Source organism: Rhizobium acidisoli (genome assembly GCF_002531755.2).
GTDB classification, from domain to species: domain Bacteria; phylum Pseudomonadota; class Alphaproteobacteria; order Rhizobiales; family Rhizobiaceae; genus Rhizobium; species Rhizobium acidisoli.
In genome coordinates this window covers 657,343-676,733 of record NZ_CP035001.1, presented here as the reverse complement: position 1 = coordinate 676,733, position 19,391 = coordinate 657,343, and the positions used below count along the sequence as shown (strand labels likewise).

Below are 19,391 nucleotides of genomic sequence, written 5' to 3'. Positions count from 1 at the left end.
CTTGCTCCCTCTTCTCCCCTCGGGGAGAAGGTGGCCCGAAGGGTCGGATGAGGGGGCCGCAGCCTCGGCACCAACAACGATTAGTCTATCCCATGGACGTCTGCTGCTGGCGCGAAGCGGCCCGAGCAGCTTTGCCGCCTTTCGGAAGATGCGAAACAACTTGGCCTTAGCCGTTCAACTGTTTATCGCGAAATGTACCGGCTAGGTGTTCGCCGCTCTGATCAACAGGTTTCCTATGACACATAGCTCTTTACAAAGCGGCATCCAAGAACGCTCAGATGAGGAAAAAGTGCGCCTTTGTGCCGCTAACAATGCCGACCTGTATCAGGCAATATTCCGTGCCCACGGATTGCCCGATCAGCGAACCAGCGCATTTTGGTCAAGTGATGCAGCCGCACCTCCATACTATTCCAACATGACGACCCTCGACCCAGATGCAACTGAGGAGCAACTGATTGAAATCGATCGGCTGACAGATCGGCTAGGATGGCGGCCTGGTATCAAAGACGGCTTTTCCAGGCTGGATCTCAGCAACAGCGGGTTCCGGTTGTTGTTTTCCGCATCATGGATTTGGGCTGAACCTCAGAAAAGTTCATCGCGTGTGCCTCAAGGCTGGGTACGCGTTCGCGATGCGGCAGCGCTGGATCGCTGGGAACGTTCGTGGAAAGAGTCTGGTAGCCCGACCGATGCCAACGTCTTCACGCCTGCCCTGCTTTCCGATCCCGACATGCATATCTATGGTCGATTGGCCGGCGACGGCTTTGATGCGGGATGCATCGCAAATCGATCGCCCGCGGTTGTCGGTATCTCCAATATCTTTAGCTTGAGCGGTACGCCGCAGGCCTTCCGGGATGCAATCTCAGTGGCTGCCATCGCTTTTGCAGCCGATTTGCCTCTTGTCGGATATGATAGCGGTAAAGCGCTAAACGAAATGACAGAGCTGGGTTTCAAACCCGTCGGCCAATTGCGCATCTGGCTAGCCAATGCGGAGGAATAAACACTTTCTTCCTCTGTTTTTTCATCGGCGTTGTTTACCGGGAAAACAACGCGATGCCCTCTTATCGAAGTCCTCAGGCTGACGGGCATCGGCGATGCTGTTTGCCCGCTACGGCTCGGTCACCACGGCGATTGTGTAGAAAGTCGTCTCGAAAACAGGCTTGCGAATCAGATAAGTGTGTGCTTATGTGTCGGCATGATCGAGAATGACTTTTTTCGGGCTTTGGCGGACCCGACCCGCCGTGCGATCTTTGAGAAGCTGGCGGCGGGGAGCATGAACGCCAGCGCCTTGCGCAACGGCATGGAGATCAGCCAGCCGGCAATGTCGCAACACCTTGCGGTTCTGCGGAGTGCAAAGCTCGTGAGGGAACAACGGCAGGGGCGTTTCGTGAACTACGAAGTCGATCCGGAGGGGCTTGCTCTCATCGCTCAATGGCTGGCGAAGTATCGCGCCTATTGGCCCGACCGCATCGCAGCTCTCAAGGTCTTGCTGAAGGACATGGATCAATGAACGAAGAAAAGACCGAAGAGCAGGATAGCGGCATCGAGCTGGAATTTGACTTGGTCGATCCGCCGCAAAAGGTCTGGCGCGCTATCAGTATGCCCGAATTTCGCGAAAGGTGGCTGCCAAAGGAGGCATTGGCCGATCCCGATGCGATCGCCGTCACTCCTGGCGAAGAGGTCCGCTACAAGCTGCGCGACGACAGCCCGCCATTCCTTGAAAGCACCGTGACGTTCACGATCACACCGAACGCGACGGGCGGAACCTGCCTTCGGATCGTCCACGAACTGACGGATGTAAGATTCGACGGAATGGCAAGAGCGCCGGCGAACAGCAACAGCCCGCTCCTCATGCTCGCCGCCTGACGCGGCGAGCCTCACCCTAAAACTCTGGAAGTTTGGAGGTCGCCGATGCGCGAAGCGATGCAGCTCGTCCCTATGGTCGTAGAACAGTCCAGCCGGGGAGAACGATCATTCGATATTTATTCCCGGCTTCTGCGCGAGCGGATTGTCTTCCTCAATGGCGAGGTGAACGACACCGTTTCGGCCCTCGTCTGCGCACAGCTCCTGTTCTTGGAAGCAGAAAACCCCAAAAAGCCCATCTACCTCTATATCAATTCGCCGGGCGGCGTCGTGACCAGCGGCCTCGCCATGTACGACACCATGCGCTACATCCGCGCGCCGGTTCACACGCTCTGCATGGGCACGGCGCGCTCCATGGGATCGTTTCTCCTGATGGCGGGCGAGCCGGGTGAGCGGGCCGCCCTGCCAAATGCAAGCATCCTGATCCACCAGCCATCGGGCGGTTTTCAGGGGCAGGCGACCGATATGCAAATCCACGCCGAGGAAATCTTGAAAACAAAGCAGCGTATGACACGGCTCTACGCGGAACATTGCGGGCGCTCCTATGAGGATTTTGAAAGCGCTATGGACCGCGACCGCTTCATGACGTCGCAAGAAGCATTGGAATGGGGCTTGATCGACAAGATCATGCAGCTCCGCGAAGTCCCGGCCGATCAGTAAGGATGGCCGCGCACGGCCTACACGCGGCTTGCGAAGTCCCTCAGATGCGCCAGACCCTCTGACCAATCACCCAGTTTGCTTTGACCGTTGATGTGGCCGGCCGCGCCGATCGTTTTCAACTCGCTGCCCCATTGCTCCGCTCGCATTTGGGCATACGGCAACGAACCATAGGGATCATCGGTACTTGCCACGATGAGAGAAGGAAATCGGAATTTCTTCTCGGGTGGCCGTGCAAAACTTGATGCCTGAGTGGGGAAAGCCGGAGACGCCGGATCAGGGACAGCGACCAACATTGCACCCTTGATCGGCAAGTCGGACATCTGGTGCCAATGCGCCACGAGCAGGCAGGCCAGGCTATGAGCCACCAGAACCGGTGGCGTATGCGTGGATTGCACGGCCTGATCCAGCGCTGCGATCCAGTCTGATAGATCTGGCTCGTCCCAACTCGAAGGGGCAAAACGGCATATCGACGGATCGGCCTTCTCCCAAAGGGTGTGCCAATGGAGATCGCCGGAATTGCCGATACCCGGCAGATGAATGATTTCAGTCATGCTTCACCTCTTGGTCGTTCTCCGCCAAGGATGATTGTTTACGCAGGCAGAATAAATTGGCATTCATCGGAAAAGGCGCCCCTGTTCCGATGGATTTAAAGTCAATGGCGAAACAATTCGATACTCACGCTGCGTTCGATCCGACCGACATCTCCATGATCGAAATCTTGCAGGATGATGGCCGCATCAGCGTTTCCGAACTGGGGAGAAGGGTCGGCCTCTCTCAACCCGCAACGTCAGAACGTCTGAAGCGGCTCGAAGAACGTGGGGTCATCAGCGGTTATCGGGCTCTTATCGATCCTGCCGCGGTAGGGCTTGGAATGATGGCGATCGTTCGCCTGCGCACCACACACGAATACATCAAAACCTGCCTCAAGCAGTTTTCAGAGATGCCGCAGGTTATCGAGGTCCTTAGGCTGACAGGAGAGGACTGCTTCCATCTGAAAGTGATCGTGCCGTCGCCAGCAGAGCTGGAAAGCATCGTCGATGCTGTTGCGCGGTACGGCTCGGTCACCACGGCGATCGTGTTACGCAGCGAGCCCACCAAACGTATCGGGCGTGAGCTTATGATAAAGGGATAGTTTTGTGATGGGTTCTTCCAATGCTTTTAGGAAGGCCGGAATGCTGCATAAGTCAGGTTTTCGCCTTTTCATAGGCCATGAGTAGATCGGTTACGAGAACGCCATTGATCCGCATCCCAGTAAAATCAGCATCTTTGATGTCTGAACCTGCTAAGGTGGCGCCGCTTATTGTCAATCGCGATAGATTTGCATTGGTGATGGCGGCTCCAGACAGATTGACGTTGTTAAAGCGCGCATCCGCAAGGCTGATATCGTCAAAAACCGCTTCACTTAAATTGCTGTCGGTGAATTTTGCCTTGGTCAAAACAGCGTAAAACTGTGCGTCTGCGAGGTTTACGCCATCGAAATTAGTGCCTGCCATATCGGCGCGTTCGTAATGCATTCCCTGCATCTGAGGGCCATCAAATGGGTTGTGTTCCTGGTGATCGCTCATTGTCGTTTCCTCTGCGATGCCGGCAATGATCGCTTATGGCGCCAACCTACGTTAGCTTCTCGAAATTCGGACTATCTTTGCGCCTTCGACGGCAGGTCCGGCCGCCGCGCTGCGACGCCCTGCGGGACGAGACAGAGAGCGGCGATACCAGCCTCTTCGGCCGCACGCAGAAGCGCTTCCCGGAATTGTTCCGGGGCAATTTTCCCGCTGATTGCGTCGACGCAGGCTTTCACGGCCGCCACATATTCCTCGCCGTCATCGCAAGGCCAATCGTTCATCAGGAGACGCGCCGCGTCTCCAAGCGTCCATACGATCTTACGAGATGCCGGACCTCGCAAAGCAAAACCGACCGGCGTGAATGCTGCTGATGTGTTCCAGCACATTATCCTCGACCCCTCAAGGCGGGAATACTGCAATCCCCACTTTTAATATACGCGCATTTTATGAAAGGTGGAATTGAAATTTCTTGAATTGTACCGCTTGAGCGCGAGGCTGCCGAATGAAGAAAAAGGGCGCTCTGCGACCTCATGTTCAAGCGCTGCGTGGACAAGTGTTGCACCGATTGAGGCATGCGGGATTTCTTCCTTTTCGATCTCAACCCTTCGGTACAGTCACCGCAATTCCGCGGTCACCCGGAAGATGCCGCCGGCTGAAGCGTCCGAGCAAACGACGAAGGTCGAGCCTTCCTGCGCCATGAAGGCGACGTTGCCGCCGGCTTCGCAGGGCGTGGCGCTCCATTGCAGGAGGATGTCGCCATTGTCGGGCAGTTTTTCCGTTTCCATCTTTGTCGCACTGGCCATCCATTCGGTTGCCGACGGCAGGTGGACCGGGGCGTTCAACTGTTTCGACAGCCAGGCGGTATAGTTCTGCGCCACGGCGAGCGGCACGTCGTCGGCCGGCAGCTCGGGGTTGTCGCTGTATGCCTGGGCGCTAGCGGGATCGGAGTTGGCGGTGTAATAGGCCGCCATCTCGGCGCGGGTGACGGCCTTTGCCTGCATGCAGAAGGATTTTTCGACCTTCACGGCGCCATTGGCGACGCCGAGCATGCCGCCGAGCTCCTTCATCGAGGCGGTCATCAGCCGAACATTCTCCAGCGAATAACTTCCCGCCGGCACTTGCTCGAAGGCAAGGGTCGGCGAAACCGGGCAGAAACCGCGCGCCGACAGCGCCTCGAGATCGGCAAGGATCGGTTTGTAGGCGACGACGGCGAGCTTATAGGCCTCGGCGCTATAGCGGCCATCGGCCTCGCCGATTTTCGGCGCGAGTGCGGCAAGCGTCGGATCGGCCGCGCCGGCGCGGGTGGTGATCGAGGCGTTGAGATCGGCGACCTTCTGCTTCAGCGCCGTTGCCTCGTCCTTCGACGCCATGACGTCGGCGATGAGGGCGTCGAAAAGTTTGGCGGCGTCGCCATAGCCCGAGGTCGCCGCCGGCATCTGCCATTGCTCAGCCTTGGCCTTGGCATCGGTCATCAGGCCGCTCGCCTTGGCGACGTCGGGACTATCGCCGGCGCCGATGCGATTGACGGTCTCGCGTTTTGCCGTTGCGTTCTTTTCGGCCGCCGCCAGCGTGGTCAGCGCCTTGGCGAGATCATCGAAAGCGGTTTTCGAGGCATCGTAATTGTCGATGGCGCCGTGCATCTGTTTGGCGGCGGCGCTGTCGGCGGCGGCCTTCATCTTGGCGTCGGCCTCGGCGAAACTCGGCGCCTTGTCGCCGCCGGCAGCCGAGGCTGACGCTTTCGCCTTCTCGGCACTCTCCTTCGAAATGGCGATCAGCGCATTGCCGAGATTGATGGCGGCAGACTGATAGCCCGGAAGGGCTTTTTCATAGTCCTCGTCCTTGAGCAGCGCATCGGCGGAGGTCAGCGCCGCCGCACCGGTGTCGTAGGAAAGCTTGGCCTGGTCGCTGGCCGGGCGTTCCGGCGCCTTGGCGGCGATTGCCTTCTGTTTGCGGCTTTCGGCTTCCTTCTTCCAGGTGCCGACATCGGCGACGAGTTTCGGATCCGGGCGCAACAGTTTCGGGATCGTGACGACGCCGACGCCGATGCAGATCAACAGCAGCGCTGCGATCATCGAGATTTTGACGGGCGTCCATTTTTTCGGTTTCGCCGCCTCCGGCTGCTGCGGCATGCCGCCGCGCGGATCCCAGGACATCGGCTGGATGCCTGTCGTCACCCTTGTGTATTCGCCGAGCGCATCGGCGCCGGTGCGCGGGCGCTGGGCCGGGTCGCGGCTCAGCATCCTTTCAATCAGGCTTGCAAGACCTTCGGGAAAGCCGGGGATCAGCACGTCGAGGCGGGGAAAGATATTGGAGGGATCGAGATGGATGTTCTTCCAGCTCTGCTCGCGCTGGTGCTCGTCTTCCCAGACCATGACGCTGTCGAAGACGCTGTTATAGGTCTGGCGCGGCAGGAAGAGCTTGTAGGCGATCATGCCCATGGCGTAGATGTCGAGAGCTGATGAGGCGGAGAAGGTGCCGCTGGCATAGATCTCCGGCGCCCCGAACTCCGGCACATAGGGCGGGATGATGTGCTCGCCGATCTTCGAGATCAGGTGCAGGTTGCCGATCCGGACCGACAGGCCGGAATAATCCTCGGAGACGTAGATGCACTGATCCGTCAGCGCATTGTGGGCGTAACCGGCGCCGTGCAGCGTCGCCAGGCCCTCAAGGATGTGGCGGCCGATTTCGGCGGCGCGCTCGTAGGCCACCATTTCCGTTTCGTCGAGATACTGGTGCAGCGTTTTCGACGGCCGCTTCTCGACGATGTAGAAATTGTCGTCTTCCGGCGATGGCGGGATCAGGTCCTCGATTTCGACGAAGCGCCGTGCGGTCAGCGATTTCGCCTCGTTGATCGAGGTCCAGACCCGCTCGAAACGCGCCTTGTCCAGTTTCAACGCCACATCGGGGGCGACAATGAAGACCGCATGGTCCATCCGCTTGTCCTGAGCGGGATAGACGATGAACTCGTTCTCATAGACCGGCTCGCCGATCGTGTAGCGGGCGATCAGATCACTTCTCATGCACGTGTCCCCCTGCAATCATTGGCATTTCTATTCACCGGCCAGAAGCGGATCGCCGATCAGGCCTGCGGCGAGCAGCAGGCCGGTTCTTGTATCTCTCAGCGCAAAGGCAAAACGGGCATCGGCAACGACGCGAACGAGCTTCGGATCGATGCTGCGTTCGGTGATTACTGCCGTGGCTGCCGCTGCCTCCGTGCCGTTTTCGTCGAGCTTGAGCATCGTCTTCTGAAGAACGCGCGACAAGCGAATGTTTTCCTTGGTGAAACCCGGGAAAGCCGCATCCTTGGCCTTTCCGGCCGCCAAGCCCATCTGATTGAGCACCGGCATCAAATCACGCCCGTCGCTCAGGGAAAAGCGGGGCAGGAAGATTTCACCCTTGGCAGGTTCGAATTTTTCCCCCTGCAGCCAGGAGGTCAAGGCCTTCAGGTCGGCGCCGCCGACACCCTTGCCGGAGCGCGCCGCCACCACGACCATGCTGTAGCTTTCGCCGGCATAGGCAAGATCGACGGCCGCGAATTTCTCGTCGAAGCGGAATTTCTGCCCATCGCCTGCGAGATGCATCATCGGCACCGAAATCGTCGAACCATCAGGCCGCTGAAAGGGGCTTGCCGGGCTTTCTTTCTCGAAGGAGGTCTTCCAGCGCGCCTTGAAGGACAGTGCGCCCAGGCTGACGAAGCCGCCGCCGGGCGGCGCGTCGAGCATGACGGGAATGGCGCCCCGCGTCGTCTCCTTGACCCAGCCGTTGATATGCTCGACCGAGTTCGGCCCGTCGAGATCTTCGATTGATGGTTTGATCCGGTGGGCGGCGAGCATGGACAGCGCGTCGGGGACGAGCACCAGCTTGTCGTCAAAGACGATGGCAACCGCCGTCGCCAGAGGCGCATCCGCCGCTGCCGGCTTCTCCGGGGTCATCGCACCAAGCACCGTCTCCGGTCCCTTCACCTCGCTGCCGAAACCGAGGCCCTTGGCGATCGCGGCCTTGCCTTCAGCAGAGGCGCCGAGGCTGGCAAGGCCGAGGGCTGCGGCAAGGCTTGCCGGCGACACCATGATATTGGCTGCACCCTCCTTTGCCAGCGTGCGCTCGATGAGCTCGGCGGCAAGCCCCGCCTGCGCGGCGAGTATCGTTTTGTTGTCGCCGGTGTTGTCGGCATGGGCTGGGGCAAGCGTCATCAGCGAAGCGGCAAGACCCGCCAGCAGAGTGGATTTCGGCATGGGTTCCCTCCTCTTCAGCGGATGCGATAGAATTTGGAATCGAACGACCATTTGCCCTGCGCGCCGGTGTCGTCGTCGCCGACGATCCTCAATGTTCGGGCGAGATCATAGACATAGTTGAAGGCGGCACGCTGGCCGACCAGCGGCGTCGGCACATCCGGCAGGTCGAGTACTTCGATCGGCTTGTCGCTGAGGATGGCGACGACCATGCCGACGCCTGAAGGTCCCTCCACCACATATTCGAAACCGGTATAGGGATTGCGCGCATCGGGCACGACGACCGGCCGGGCGGGATCGAGCCGGTTGTCGCCGCTCTTGGCTGTCGGCTTCAGCCCCATCGAGCGCTTGTTCGGGTAAAGCTGGGTCAGCTTGCCGGAGGCGTCGATATCGACGAGGATCAGGTAACCGGACTTCTTTGTGGAGACCCGCATCGCCACCTTGTCGCCGATGCCGACCGAGGTGCCGGGCAGCACGTCGACGGCGACGCCCGCCTCATTGTCGGTCTTCAAAGTATTCTCGACGGCGGCGACGGGGGTTTTCGCCTCCTCGCCGGTGATGACATCGCGGCCGAGCGCATCCGGCTGGCCATAAAATTGCGGCACCGGGGTGAAGCGGCAATCGTCGGCATGCGTCCGGCAATATTCGTCGGATTTGCGCCGGACATAATCGAGCAGGGCGGCATTGCTGACATTCGGCTTATCGGCGGCACGCGCCACCCCATCCTCGACGCCTTCGATGAAGCGGCGGGTGAAGACGCCAACCGGCGGCTTGGCCTCGCGGTCGACGAGCGCCCATTGGCCTGAATTGACCGCCGACCAGACCATGGCGTTTTCGCCGCCGAAGGAGAATTTCGCCTCCTTGCCCGATTTGTTCGGCGTTTCGAGTGCTGCCAGCGCCGGACCGAGGCAACGCACGTTGCCGCCGCTTGGTGCCGCCACCGCGCTGCGGCTGCCGGGCCCGACATGGCAGGCATCGATCAGCAGCGTGACGCGGCGGTCCTTGAGGCTGTTCAGCCGTGCGGCAATTTCCGTCTCGCGGATCTGGTTGGTGACCGTCACCTTGCCGGCCTCGCGCACCAGCTTGGCGTCGGCCGCGACAAGCGTCGGGCTGGTCGTCGCCTCGGCGCCCATTTCCTCCGAGCCCTGGCCGCTGAAATAGAGGAAGACCCGGCTGCCAGGCGTCGACTGGCGCACCAGCCAGTCGTCGATTTCGGCTAGGATCGCCTCGCGGCTCGCCTTGCGGTTGGTCAGCGTGTGGATCTGTTCCGGGCGGTAGGCGAGCGTCTTCACCAGGAAGAGCTGCATCGCCTTGACGTCGCTGGCGGAGCCGGTGAGTTTTGCCTCGCGCATCTCGTAATCGTCGATGCCGATCAGCAGCGCGCGATCGCCGGGAGAGCTTTGGATGCCGGGCGTTTGGCCATCGGGGGCCTGGACAGCGGGCGTCTCGATGGCGGGCGGCTGGACGGTGGGTTCCCCGGCGGCAGGCTTGTCAGCCGGCGCGGGTTCGACGGCTGATGCGTCGGGTGTTTGGCTCGTGGTGGCAGGGGCGGTATCGCCGGCGGGCGGGGTGGTGATGGCGAGATTGGCCAGTTTCTGGCCGGATTGCCTGAGCTTGGTCCCGGGGCCGGTGGTGGTCGAGGCGACCTGATCGCTGGCCGGCGTTTCGACATTCGGCACGTCGCCATCGGTCTTGGCGGCGATCCAGTCGCGGAAGGCGGCGACGCGGGTATAGACGCCGTAATGTTCGGCCTCGGCGCAGCCTGCGCCCCAGCTGACGATGCCGAGCTGGACCCAGCTTTTGTCGGAACGCTGGGCCACCAGCGGCCCGCCGCTGTCGCCCTGGCAGGCATCCTTGCCGCCTTCGGCATAACCGGCGCAGACATTGCGCTCGTCGATCGGGTTCATCCGCATCGAGCTGTCGCGATAGGCCGCACGGCAATCCTCACGCGGGACGATCGGCAGCTCGACTTCCTGCAGCTCTGTCGGCAGGTATTTGTCGTCCCAGCCATGATCGGCCTTGGTGTAGCCCCAGCCGGTGACGACGGCCTTGTGGCCGGCCGCCTCCACCTCGTCATCGGAGGCCGAGGCGAGAATGGCCGGCCTGGAGACGGCGGGCTCGGCCAGTTTGATCAGGGCGATGTCGTTGGCGAAGACCTTGCGGTCGAAATCCTCATGAATGACGACGTCTTCGACGGCAAGGCCGGGTTTATCCGGCCCGTCGACGGAGATGACCTTGTCGATCTTCGACTTGCCCTCGACGATCAACAGGTCGCGGGCGAAGAGATCCTGCTTGCCGGAGCGGCCGCTGGTGACGCAATGGGCGGCGGTCAGGATCCAGCGCGGCGCGATCAGCGAGCCGCCGCAATGGCCGCCGAAGCGGCCGCGCTGTTCGGGATCGGGCGCCAGGATTTTTACCTGCCAGGGCCATTGGCCCTTCTTCGCCGCCTGGCCGCCGATGACACGGCCGCCATCTTCGCCGGCAAAATCGGTATCCTGCTGGGCAAGGACCGGTGAGGCCAGCAGAAGCATGACGGCCGCAACGTTGAGGATGCTGCTGATCGACGCGCTCATAGCTTGGCTCCAGCGGAGGTATAGAGGACGGTAAAGCCGACGCGGGCGCCCTCGGGCAGGACGTCGCCGAGCCGCCTGGCGATATTGCCGGCGGTGCGGCGCCTATCGTTCTGCTTCAGGAACTCGACGAGTTCGGGCATCGGGGTTTCGGAGGTGACGGCGACGAGCAGATCGGTGCCGAAAGGGGCGACGACGGACAGATCGAGGTCGAAATTCGCCGGCATCTCAGCCTCGGCATCTTTCTCGGCGGGATAGAGGAACTGCACGGTGCCATCGCCGGTGACGTCGAAGAGCACGAGCTTGCGGCTGGATAGATCGGAGACCGTGACGCCGACGCGCTCGCCCTCGCGATGGACGGTATCGGAGGGCGTCACCCGCACGGTCTGCGGATTGACCTCCGACAGCCGCTTTAGCGTGTCGAGCGCGGCCATCCGGTCGACGACGAAAGGCATGTCGCCGGCGCCGATGCCGGAGGCGACGACATCGCCGCCGGCAATCGCCTCGTGCTTTTCGGGATCGAAGACCAGTTCGGCCTTGGCGCCATCCGTCAGCTTGAACGGCGTGACGGCCGGCTCGATGCCCTGCAGCACCGGCTCGGCGCCGAGCGCGGCAACGCTGATCGGCGCGGGCTCGGCGGGCGGCGGAACGCTTGATTTCTCCGCCGCCGCCTGTGCCCCCGCCCCCTGGTAATCATAAACGACGGCGCGATCGAGATCGGTTCCGGGCGGGCTTTGGGTGAAGATATTCTGCCGCTGGTCGGTGAACTGATAGACCGCCTGGCGCACATATTCGAAGAGTTCGCGACGGCTGACGGCGCCGTCGCCGTTGCGGTCGGCCGCCCCTTCGAAGGCGCGGGCGGTGGCATAACTCAGCGCGCCGCGTTTCTGCGGGATGCCGGGAATGGAGATTTCGGGCGATTTGGTGTTGTCGTCGACGGCGGCAAGGAAGGTCAGCCGCTTGAAATCGAAGCCGGTGGAAAGTGCATCCGCCGTCGTCGAGATCGGCGCGAGGTCGTCCTCCTCGATCGTATAGGACGGCGCCTGGCGCCAGGTGATCTCGGCGCCGCGCGGATCGACATCGCGGGTCATGCCGCCGGCATGGCAGGTATCGGCGATGAAGACGACATCGGCGCCCTTGGCCTCCAGCTTGTGGATCAGCACCTTGAACTCGTCGCCGAAGATGCGCTCGCGCGATCCGGGCAGGCGGGTATCGAAGCCGGCGAGCACATAGACTTCGTCGCGGCCGCTCGGTTTCGAGCCCTTGACGCGCTCCGGCTCGCTGGAGCCGTGACCGGCAATGCCGAGCACGACAAGATCGCCGGTCCCTGCCCGTTCCGTCACGGCTTCGATCGCATGGAAGATGCCCTCGCGGTCGGCCTCGCCGTTTTTCAACAGCGTCATGTCCTCGACGCCGACCGAACGCAGGGAAAGGGAAAGGTCCTCGGCATCGGCGACGGCGCCGTGCAGCGGCGGAACGTTGCGGTAAAGATCGATGCCGATCAGCACCGCCCGGACGGCGCCGCGCTCCGGCGCCTCGATGGTTTTTGCCAGGGTCTCTGTCGCCGCCAGGCTGAGGAGGGCGAATGCGGCGGCCATGGAAACGGATGCGGACATGGCCAAACTCCCCTCGCCCCGGCTATTCGCGGCGCCATTCGACGCGGCGGTTCAGCGCGTCGACATCGTCTTCGGTGAGGTTTGCCGTTGCCGTCACATCCACCGGCTCGGAGGCGCCGCGGCCTTCGGCGTCGATCGAGGCATCGATGCCGTGGCTCTTCAGGAAATCGGCCACCGCCTGGGCGCGGCGTTCGGAGAGCTTCTGATTATAGTCGTCGCCGCCGCGCCGGTCGGTGTGGCCGATCAGGATGATGCGGCCGGGCTTCTGCTCCTTCAGCGCCTCCAGCAATTCCTCGGCGGCCTCGGTGCCGATCGAGGTGAAGCTCGACTTGTCGAAGTCGAAGGTGATCGGCACCGGAATGGAGACCGGCACGATGCCGCGGACATTTTCGGAATAGATGCCGCCGAGCACGCCGCTGCGGTGGTCCTTCTCGGCCGGCACGAAGCTGCCTTCAGGGTTGTCGCTCGTCGGATTGGCGGCCAGGATGCGGGCCTGGGCGGCGCGCTGGATGAGATCGGAGATCGTGTCGGCCGGCGGCGCCTTCGGCGTGCGGGTCTCGTTCTTGATGATCTCGATCGCCTGCTGGTAATCGGCGGCGGCATCGGCAAAGCGGCGGGCGGAGAAATAGATCTCGCCGAGCGTGGCGGAGGCCTGCCAGAGCACCTGCGGACTGTCGGCGGCGACCAGCAGCGGCTCGTAATCGGCGACCGGCTGGTTGGCGGCCATCATCTCCTGGGCGGCGGAAAGCCTGAGGGCTGCAACGCGGCGCTGGGCATTGACCTGGAACTGGCCGCATTCGGCGCTGACGGCGATCGCATCGGCCTCGGAGGCGGCGGCATTGATATCCTTGGCGGCGACGGCGGTGTTCAGCTTGTCGAGAAGAGCGGTGCATTGAGGTGTATCGGCATTCGCCACTTCGATTTCCTCGCCGGCCTGGCTGGGTTCGGCCGAGCGGCCGAGGTTGAGCTGCGGCATCTTGATGCTGAAGCCGCCGGGAAGTTTGAATTGCGGCATCTTCAGCTGCGGCATCGGCAGCTTCGGCATCTTCGTCTGGGAGGACTGGGTCGGCTGCTTATACTGCGTTGGCCGAGTGGACGAGGTGGCGTCGGCGGGGCCGATCAATTGCAGCTCGTCGGCGGCAAGCTCCTGGCCGGGCGCCAGATTGGTGACGATCTTGTATTTCTTCGGCGGCTGTTGCGCGGCCTGCTCCACAGGCTTCGGCGCGACCGGCTTTGGCGCTGCCTTCGGTTTGTCGACCGTTTCCGGCTTCTTGGCGGCTTCCTGTTTGATCACCGGTTTCGGCTTCGGAGCGGCTGCCGGTTTCGGCGGCTTGGCTGCCTGTTCGACCGGTTTTGCTGCGGGGGCGGCTGCGACGGGCGGGGTGGCCGCGGGCGGCAGCGCCGCCGGGCTGTCGACCGTCGTCAGCATCAGCGTCTTGCTGCTGATCTTGGTGCCGAGGCTGCGGGCCTCTTCCAGGCTGCGGGACACGGCATCCATGCCGCCGTCGACCGAGCGGAACATGCCGCTGCCGCTGCCGCCGAGATCGGCAAAGATGGTCAGCGGCTTGGAGGAATAGAAGACCTTGATCTGCTCCTGACCCACCGGGCCTGAGACCTGCAGCCGGGCGCCGCTGGCCGGATCCGGCACCTGCACGCGCTTGCCGGGCCCGACGAGGGCATCGGTCTGATATTTATTCGGGAAAAGCTTGATGACGGAGCCGTTCGGCGAGACGTTGAGCACCGTGACATAGCTGTTCTCCGTCGACTGGATGAACAGGCCGACGACTTCGCCGATGGCGTATTTGGCCTCGGCGCGATCGAAGGTGATGCTGACGGGACCGGTCTGGGCCGGCGCTTCGGTCAGTGTGCGTTCGTTCTGCGCCTCGACGGCGGGAACCACCGCAAAGAACGAGAGAAAGGTGGCTGCGGCTAGGATGGCTTTGCGGTGCGACATGGGAAAACCTCCTCTTCGAACAATCTCACACTGTGTTGAAGATGAGAATAGCACCGACCGGCGAAATTGGGATGGCTTTGCCTGTCTTGCTTGAGGGAGGGTTACAAATTATTTGGAGCCGCGAAGAAACCGTCCCGGAAAAGACGTGCGCAAGACTCTGGATCGGCAATATCCGCCACCGGATCTCGTCTTTTCGACTTTGGGCCTGCGTTTAGTTCTTGGGTTTCTGCCCGGCTGATTTCAAAATCGAGATCAGGTCGCTCATCCCTTCGGGCGAGGAATTATAGAGCCAGAGAATATCCGGGTTATCGACCGCGAATTCCTTGCCGGGGCCCGAGCCCATGTCGCGGCCGGGCGAGGTCGCGTCCGGGAGTTTGTCTTGACCGGGTGTCAGCCCCTTGGCGCTTTCGTGTTCTGCGATGATCGCAGTCGCTGCGGCAAAGGCCTTTTCGTCATGCTGGCGCAGCGCCGCCAGCGCGGGGTTGCGAGCCGCCAGCGCATCCTCGGCCGGGCCGGCATGGCCAAGCTGAGGCATCTGCAGCGCCAGCAGCAGGCCGATCGACAGGGGTATGAGCCGGGATTTCGTCATCGTCGTCACATCCGTCTTATGGGCGCTACCGCGCGCGACATGCTTGCGGACAATAGGCAGAGGCCGGAAAGATGGCAACGGCGCTCACTGCCAATTGGTTGGGAGGGGTGAAATAGGCTTGGGAGCGTTCGCCGGACAGATCGCACATTCCGCTGGCGCCGGCTTTGGCCGGCGTCATCGCAGACAAGCACATCGGATCGAAACGATGTTCGCAGGGATAGTATTCTCCCGGGGATTAGTCGGTGTCATCAGGTAGAATTTTCTAATCAAAATTGTCGTCTAGCTTATCCCTCCGCTTCTTAACAATATAGCTGGAAGGAAGCAGGTGAGGCCGGCAGCCAAAGGGCATGGTTGGCGCCGTTGCGCCGGCAACAGGCCGGCGTTCCTGGCTTTGATTTGTATCAAGGACACGAGAGGGCTCGCCAGTCCATGTCATTGTAGAAATGTTCGGCTTTTGCATAATTCCAGGGGGAGGAAAATATGATGAAGTCCCGTTTCATGGCTATCGCGGCGGCTTCGCTTGCGGCGTCGTTCATTGCTCCGGCAAGCTATTCGGCAGAGGGCGGCGATATCGGCACGCTGACGCCTGAGAAGGCCGACAAGGCGTTCGCCGGCAAGCCGGTCTACTCGCCCTATGCCGGGCGCAACTTCCCCACTCGGCCGCTGTTTGGCGATACGCACCTGCACACGGGTGCTTCGTTCGACGCCGGCGCATTCGGCGCACGGTTGACGCCGCGCGACGCCTACCGCTTCGCGCGCGGAGAGGAGGTCATGGCGTCGAGCGGTCAACCGGCAAAGCTGTCGCGTCCGCTCGATTTCCTGGTTGTCGCCGACCACTCGGACAATATGGGGATGTTCACCGACCTCTTCGCCGGCAAGCCGGAGGTGATCGCCGATCCGCAGGCCAAGACCTGGTACGAGGAAATCAAAAACGGGCAAGGGGGCAAGGCGGCGCTGGAGATCATCTTCGCCTTCGGCAAGGGCACGTTGCCGCAGTCGATGATCTACGGGCGGGACACGCGTCCCTACAAGAACGCCTGGCAGGACACGATCAAGGCGGCCGAGGAATATAACGATCCGGGCCGTTTCACGGCCTTCATCGGCTATGAGTGGACATCGAACACGGCAGGCAACAACCTGCACCGCAACGTCATTTTCCGCGACAATGCTGACAAGGCCGAGCAAGTGTTGCCCTACACGACGCTGAAGCCGCTCGGCAGCGACAATCCCCGCGACCTGTGGAAGTGGATGCAGGCCTATGAGGAGAAGACCGGCGGCAATGTGCTCGCCATCGCACATAATGGCAACCTGTCCAACGGCCGCATGTTCCCGTTGATCGAATCCTTCACCAACAAGCCGGTGGACAAGGACTATGTGGAGGAGCGCGCAAGGTGGGAGCGGCTCTACGAGACGACCCAGACGAAGGGGACGGGCGAAGCCCATCCGGCGCTGTCTCCGAATGACGAGTTCGCCGATTTCGAAATCTGGGATTTCGGCAATCTTGACGCGAGTGTGAAAAAGACGCCTGACATGCTCGAGTTCGAATATACCCGCTCGGCCCTTCGCAACGGCCTGAAGCTGGAAGCCCAGCTCGGCACCAACCCCTACAAGTTCGGCCTCGTCGGCAGTTCGGATGCCCACACCGGCCTCTCGGCCATGGAAGAGGAGAACTTCTTCGGCAAGACGACGCCGCAGGAGCCGAGCCCCGAGCGCCTGACCGCGACCTTCGTCAAGGACGACAAGACCGGGATCACGGTGATGGACTGGGAGGTCGGCGCCTCAGGTTACGCCGCCGTCTGGGCAACGGAGAATACGCGTGAATCCATTTGGGACGCGATGCAGCGCAAGGAGACCTATGGCACAACGGGATCGCGCATGATGGTGCGCTTCTTCGGCGGCTGGGATTTCGCGCCGGCCGACGCCGAGACCCGCAATCCCGGAGCGATCGGCTACGACAAGGGCGTGCCGATGGGCGGCGACCTGACCAAGGCGCCTGACGGCAAGGTGCCGACATTCCTGGTCGCGGCGCTGAAGGATCCGATCGGGGCCAATCTCGATCGCTATCAGATCGTCAAGGGGTGGTTGGACGACAAAGGCGACACCCATGAACAGATCTATGATGTCGCCTGGGCCGGCGACCGCAAGCCCGGCGCCGATGGAAAGCTGCCGTCGGTCGGCAGCACGGTCGACATCGGGAACGCCACCTGGACTAATACGATCGGCGCTCCTGAACTGATCGCCGTCTGGACGGACCCGGACTTCGATCCGACGCTGAAGGCCTTCTATTACGGGCGGGTTATCGAGATCCCGACGCCGCGATGGACTGCCTATGACGTGAAGCGGTTTGGCAACAAGCCGCTGGAGGGCACATCGATGACCGTGACCGAACGCGCCTATACCTCGCCGATCTGGTATACGCCCTGACACGACGAGAAAACCGGTGCTGAAGCGCGTTCTCAAAGAACCCCTCGTGCATTTTCTGGCGCTCGCGCTTGCGATCTTCGCCGGCTACGCGCTGGTCGGCGCCGGCGAAAGGCAGGAACGAATCGTCGTTACCGCGCCGAAGATCGAGCAGATGGCGACCTTATTCACCAAGACCTGGCAGCGTCCGCCGAGCGCGGCCGAGCTCAAGGGGCTGATCGACGATTATGTGAAGGAGGAAGTCCTCGTCCGTCAGGCGCTCGCCCTCGGGCTCGACAGGGACGATGCCGTGGTCAGGCGGCGCCTTCGCCAGAAGATGGAGTTCCTGAACACGGCGGACGCCGAGGCGCTGGAGCCGACCGACGCGGAACTCGAAGCCTATCTCACCAGCAACGCCGACGCATTCAGGATCGAGGGCATGCTGGCCTTCGAGCAGGTATTCCTGAGCCCGCAGCGGCACGGCGGCCGGGCCAGAGAGGACGCCGGCTCCATCCTCCAGATTCTGCTGTCCGATCCGAAGGCGAACCGCTCGCTGCTCGGCGACGCCACGCTGCTGCCGCCCGAGGCTGCGCTCTCCGACAGCGCTTCGATCACGCAGACCTTCGGGGCCGATTTCGCCAAGGCGCTCGACCAGGCACCCCTCGATCAATGGATCGGGCCTGTCGTGTCCGGTTTCGGGCTGCACCTCGTGCGGGTGACGGAGCGTGTGCCCGACCGTACGCCCTCGCTCGGTGAAGTGCGTGACGCCGTCGCGCGGGAGTGGACGAACGCCAGGCGCAGCGAACTCGAAGACCAGCAATTTGCGAAGCTTCTCGGGGGTTACACGGTGACGATCGAGAGCCTTGCCGGCAAGGAGACCGGCCGGTGAAGCCGATCGGCAGAATATTCGCCGTCCTGCTCGCCGTGCTGCTTGCGGCGGCAGCCCAGGCGCACGAAGTCCGCCCGGCCTATCTCGACATGCGCGAAACCGCCACCGACACGTTCGCCGTCGTCTGGAAGGTGCCGGCGCAAGGCGAGATGCGCCTCGGGCTTCATGCGCGGCTGCCGGCCGCCTGCGCGGAGAATTCCGAGCCGGTTCGGTCGATCGAGCAGGGCGCCTATTTCGAGCGCTGGAACGTCGCCTGCGCGGGCGGCCTGAAAGGCGGCGAGATCAGCATCGACGGCCTCAAGTCGACGCTGACCGAAGCGCTGGTGCGCATCGAATATGCGAGTGGAGATACCGAGCTTGCGCGCCTCCTGCCCGATCGGCCGCGCTTCGTGGCGGCCGGCACGCAGACGAGCATCGAAGTGGCGCGAACCTACTTCCTGTTCGGCGTCGACCACATTCTCTCCGGCCTCGATCACCTGCTCTTCGTGCTTGCGCTCATCTTGCTCATCCGAAACCGCTGGATGCTGCTCAAGACCATCACGGCGTTTACGATCGCCCACAGCATCACACTGGCTGGAGCGTCGCTTGGATATTTCAGCCTGCCCCAAAGGCCGGTGGAAGCCACGATCGCGCTCAGCATTGCGTTTGTGGCGCGCGAACTGGTCAAGACGGAACCGGGCGAGAGGCGGCTGTCCGAGAGCTATCCCTGGCTCGTGGCCTTCGCGTTCGGACTGCTGCACGGCTTCGGCTTCGCCGGCGCATTGAAGGAAACCGGCCTGCCGCAATCGGACGTGCCGCTGAGCCTCTTGGCGTTCAACCTGGGCGTTGAGGCGGGGCAGCTCATCTTCGTTGCGGCGATACTGGTCCTGTTCAGGATCGGAGCCGCTCTCGTCGCCTTGCCGCCGGCGCCGACCCGCCGGCTCGGCGCCTACGCGATCGGGACGGCGTCGATGTTGTGGCTCGTTCCCAGGATCGCCGGTCTCGGGATATGAGAGATGGCGCCGAGCAAGGATCGGCCGGAACCGGCCGCGCTTTAGCTCTTTGTTTTGATGCATGTCGTTA

General features: G+C 62.2%; 17 protein-coding genes. 8 read left to right on the top strand and 9 right to left on the bottom strand.

Annotation, left to right across the window (positions count from 1 at the left end):
• The first annotated feature begins 235 nt into the window (after positions 1–235).
• The 4 genes from CO657_RS32270 (at position 236) to CO657_RS32255 (ending at position 2,520) form a co-directional block, all read left to right on the top strand.
• Complete coding sequence (locus CO657_RS32270; RefSeq protein ID WP_054184120.1) at positions 236–997, top strand: hypothetical protein; 762 nt, start codon at positions 236–238, stop codon at positions 995–997.
• A gap of 195 nt (positions 998–1,192) precedes the next feature.
• Entirely contained in the window at positions 1,193–1,507 is a 315-nt protein-coding gene (locus CO657_RS32265; RefSeq protein WP_012555415.1) for an ArsR/SmtB family transcription factor, read from the top strand.
• Positions 1,504–1,863, top strand: a complete 360-nt coding sequence (locus tag CO657_RS32260; RefSeq protein WP_054183979.1) for an SRPBCC family protein — start codon at positions 1,504–1,506, stop codon at positions 1,861–1,863. The genes CO657_RS32265 and CO657_RS32260 overlap by 4 nt, the downstream gene beginning before the upstream one ends.
• Before the next feature lie 45 nt (positions 1,864–1,908).
• A complete protein-coding gene (locus CO657_RS32255) occupies positions 1,909–2,520 on the top strand; it encodes an ATP-dependent Clp protease proteolytic subunit (protein ID WP_054183980.1) in 612 nt (203 codons plus the stop codon).
• Between the two features lie 17 nt (positions 2,521–2,537).
• On the opposite strand, the gene CO657_RS32250 is transcribed toward CO657_RS32255, so the two are convergent.
• Positions 2,538–3,071 carry an RBBP9/YdeN family alpha/beta hydrolase gene (locus tag CO657_RS32250; protein ID WP_054183981.1) on the bottom strand — a complete coding sequence of 178 codons (534 nt, stop codon included), beginning with the start codon at positions 3,069–3,071 and terminating at the stop codon, positions 2,538–2,540.
• Between the two features lie 104 nt (positions 3,072–3,175).
• Here CO657_RS32250 and CO657_RS32245 point away from each other — a divergent pair, with 104 nt between their 5' ends.
• Positions 3,176–3,652, top strand: a complete 477-nt coding sequence (locus CO657_RS32245) for an Lrp/AsnC family transcriptional regulator (protein ID WP_054184121.1) — start codon at positions 3,176–3,178, stop codon at positions 3,650–3,652.
• 52 nt (positions 3,653–3,704) lie between these two features.
• Here the strand turns inward: CO657_RS32245 and CO657_RS32240 are convergent, their stop codons facing one another.
• From CO657_RS32240 to CO657_RS32205, 8 genes are all read right to left on the bottom strand, one after another.
• Positions 3,705–4,085 carry a pentapeptide repeat-containing protein gene (locus CO657_RS32240; protein WP_054183982.1) on the bottom strand — a complete coding sequence of 127 codons (381 nt, stop codon included), beginning with the start codon at positions 4,083–4,085 and terminating at the stop codon, positions 3,705–3,707.
• 71 nt (positions 4,086–4,156) lie between these two features.
• On the bottom strand, positions 4,157–4,468 hold the full coding sequence (locus CO657_RS32235) for a DUF982 domain-containing protein (protein WP_003594936.1): 312 nt from the start codon (positions 4,466–4,468) through the stop codon (positions 4,157–4,159).
• Between the two features lie 228 nt (positions 4,469–4,696).
• Positions 4,697–7,102, bottom strand: a complete 2,406-nt coding sequence (locus CO657_RS32230) for a protein kinase domain-containing protein (RefSeq protein WP_054183983.1) — start codon at positions 7,100–7,102, stop codon at positions 4,697–4,699.
• A gap of 30 nt (positions 7,103–7,132) precedes the next feature.
• On the bottom strand, positions 7,133–8,314 hold the full coding sequence (locus CO657_RS32225) for a serpin family protein (RefSeq protein WP_054183984.1): 1,182 nt from the start codon (positions 8,312–8,314) through the stop codon (positions 7,133–7,135).
• 14 nt (positions 8,315–8,328) lie between these two features.
• A complete protein-coding gene (locus tag CO657_RS32220) occupies positions 8,329–10,884 on the bottom strand; it encodes a trypsin-like serine protease (RefSeq protein ID WP_054183985.1) in 2,556 nt (851 codons plus the stop codon).
• Entirely contained in the window at positions 10,881–12,497 is a 1,617-nt protein-coding gene (locus tag CO657_RS32215) for a caspase family protein (protein ID WP_054183986.1), read from the bottom strand. Before CO657_RS32215 ends, CO657_RS32220 begins: the two co-directional genes overlap by 4 nt.
• Before the next feature lie 22 nt (positions 12,498–12,519).
• Positions 12,520–14,451: a DUF4384 domain-containing protein gene (locus CO657_RS32210; protein WP_054183987.1), complete on the bottom strand. Its 1,932-nt coding sequence runs from the start codon at positions 14,449–14,451 to the stop codon at positions 12,520–12,522.
• A gap of 211 nt (positions 14,452–14,662) precedes the next feature.
• Positions 14,663–15,040 carry a hypothetical protein gene (locus CO657_RS32205; RefSeq protein WP_054183988.1) on the bottom strand — a complete coding sequence of 126 codons (378 nt, stop codon included), beginning with the start codon at positions 15,038–15,040 and terminating at the stop codon, positions 14,663–14,665.
• 498 nt (positions 15,041–15,538) lie between these two features.
• Between CO657_RS32205 and CO657_RS32200 the strand changes: the two genes are divergently transcribed.
• Genes CO657_RS32200 through CO657_RS32190 form a run of 3 tightly spaced genes read left to right on the top strand, consistent with a single transcriptional unit; the run spans position 15,539 to position 19,321 of the window.
• Complete coding sequence (locus tag CO657_RS32200) at positions 15,539–17,464, top strand: DUF3604 domain-containing protein (RefSeq protein ID WP_097609954.1); 1,926 nt, start codon at positions 15,539–15,541, stop codon at positions 17,462–17,464.
• A 16-nt stretch (positions 17,465–17,480) separates the two neighbouring features.
• Positions 17,481–18,329, top strand: a complete 849-nt coding sequence (locus CO657_RS32195) for a peptidyl-prolyl cis-trans isomerase (protein ID WP_054183990.1) — start codon at positions 17,481–17,483, stop codon at positions 18,327–18,329.
• Positions 18,326–19,321, top strand: a complete 996-nt coding sequence (locus tag CO657_RS32190) for a HupE/UreJ family protein (RefSeq protein ID WP_097609952.1) — start codon at positions 18,326–18,328, stop codon at positions 19,319–19,321. The genes CO657_RS32195 and CO657_RS32190 overlap by 4 nt, the downstream gene beginning before the upstream one ends.
• The last annotated feature ends 70 nt before the right edge of the window (positions 19,322–19,391 follow it).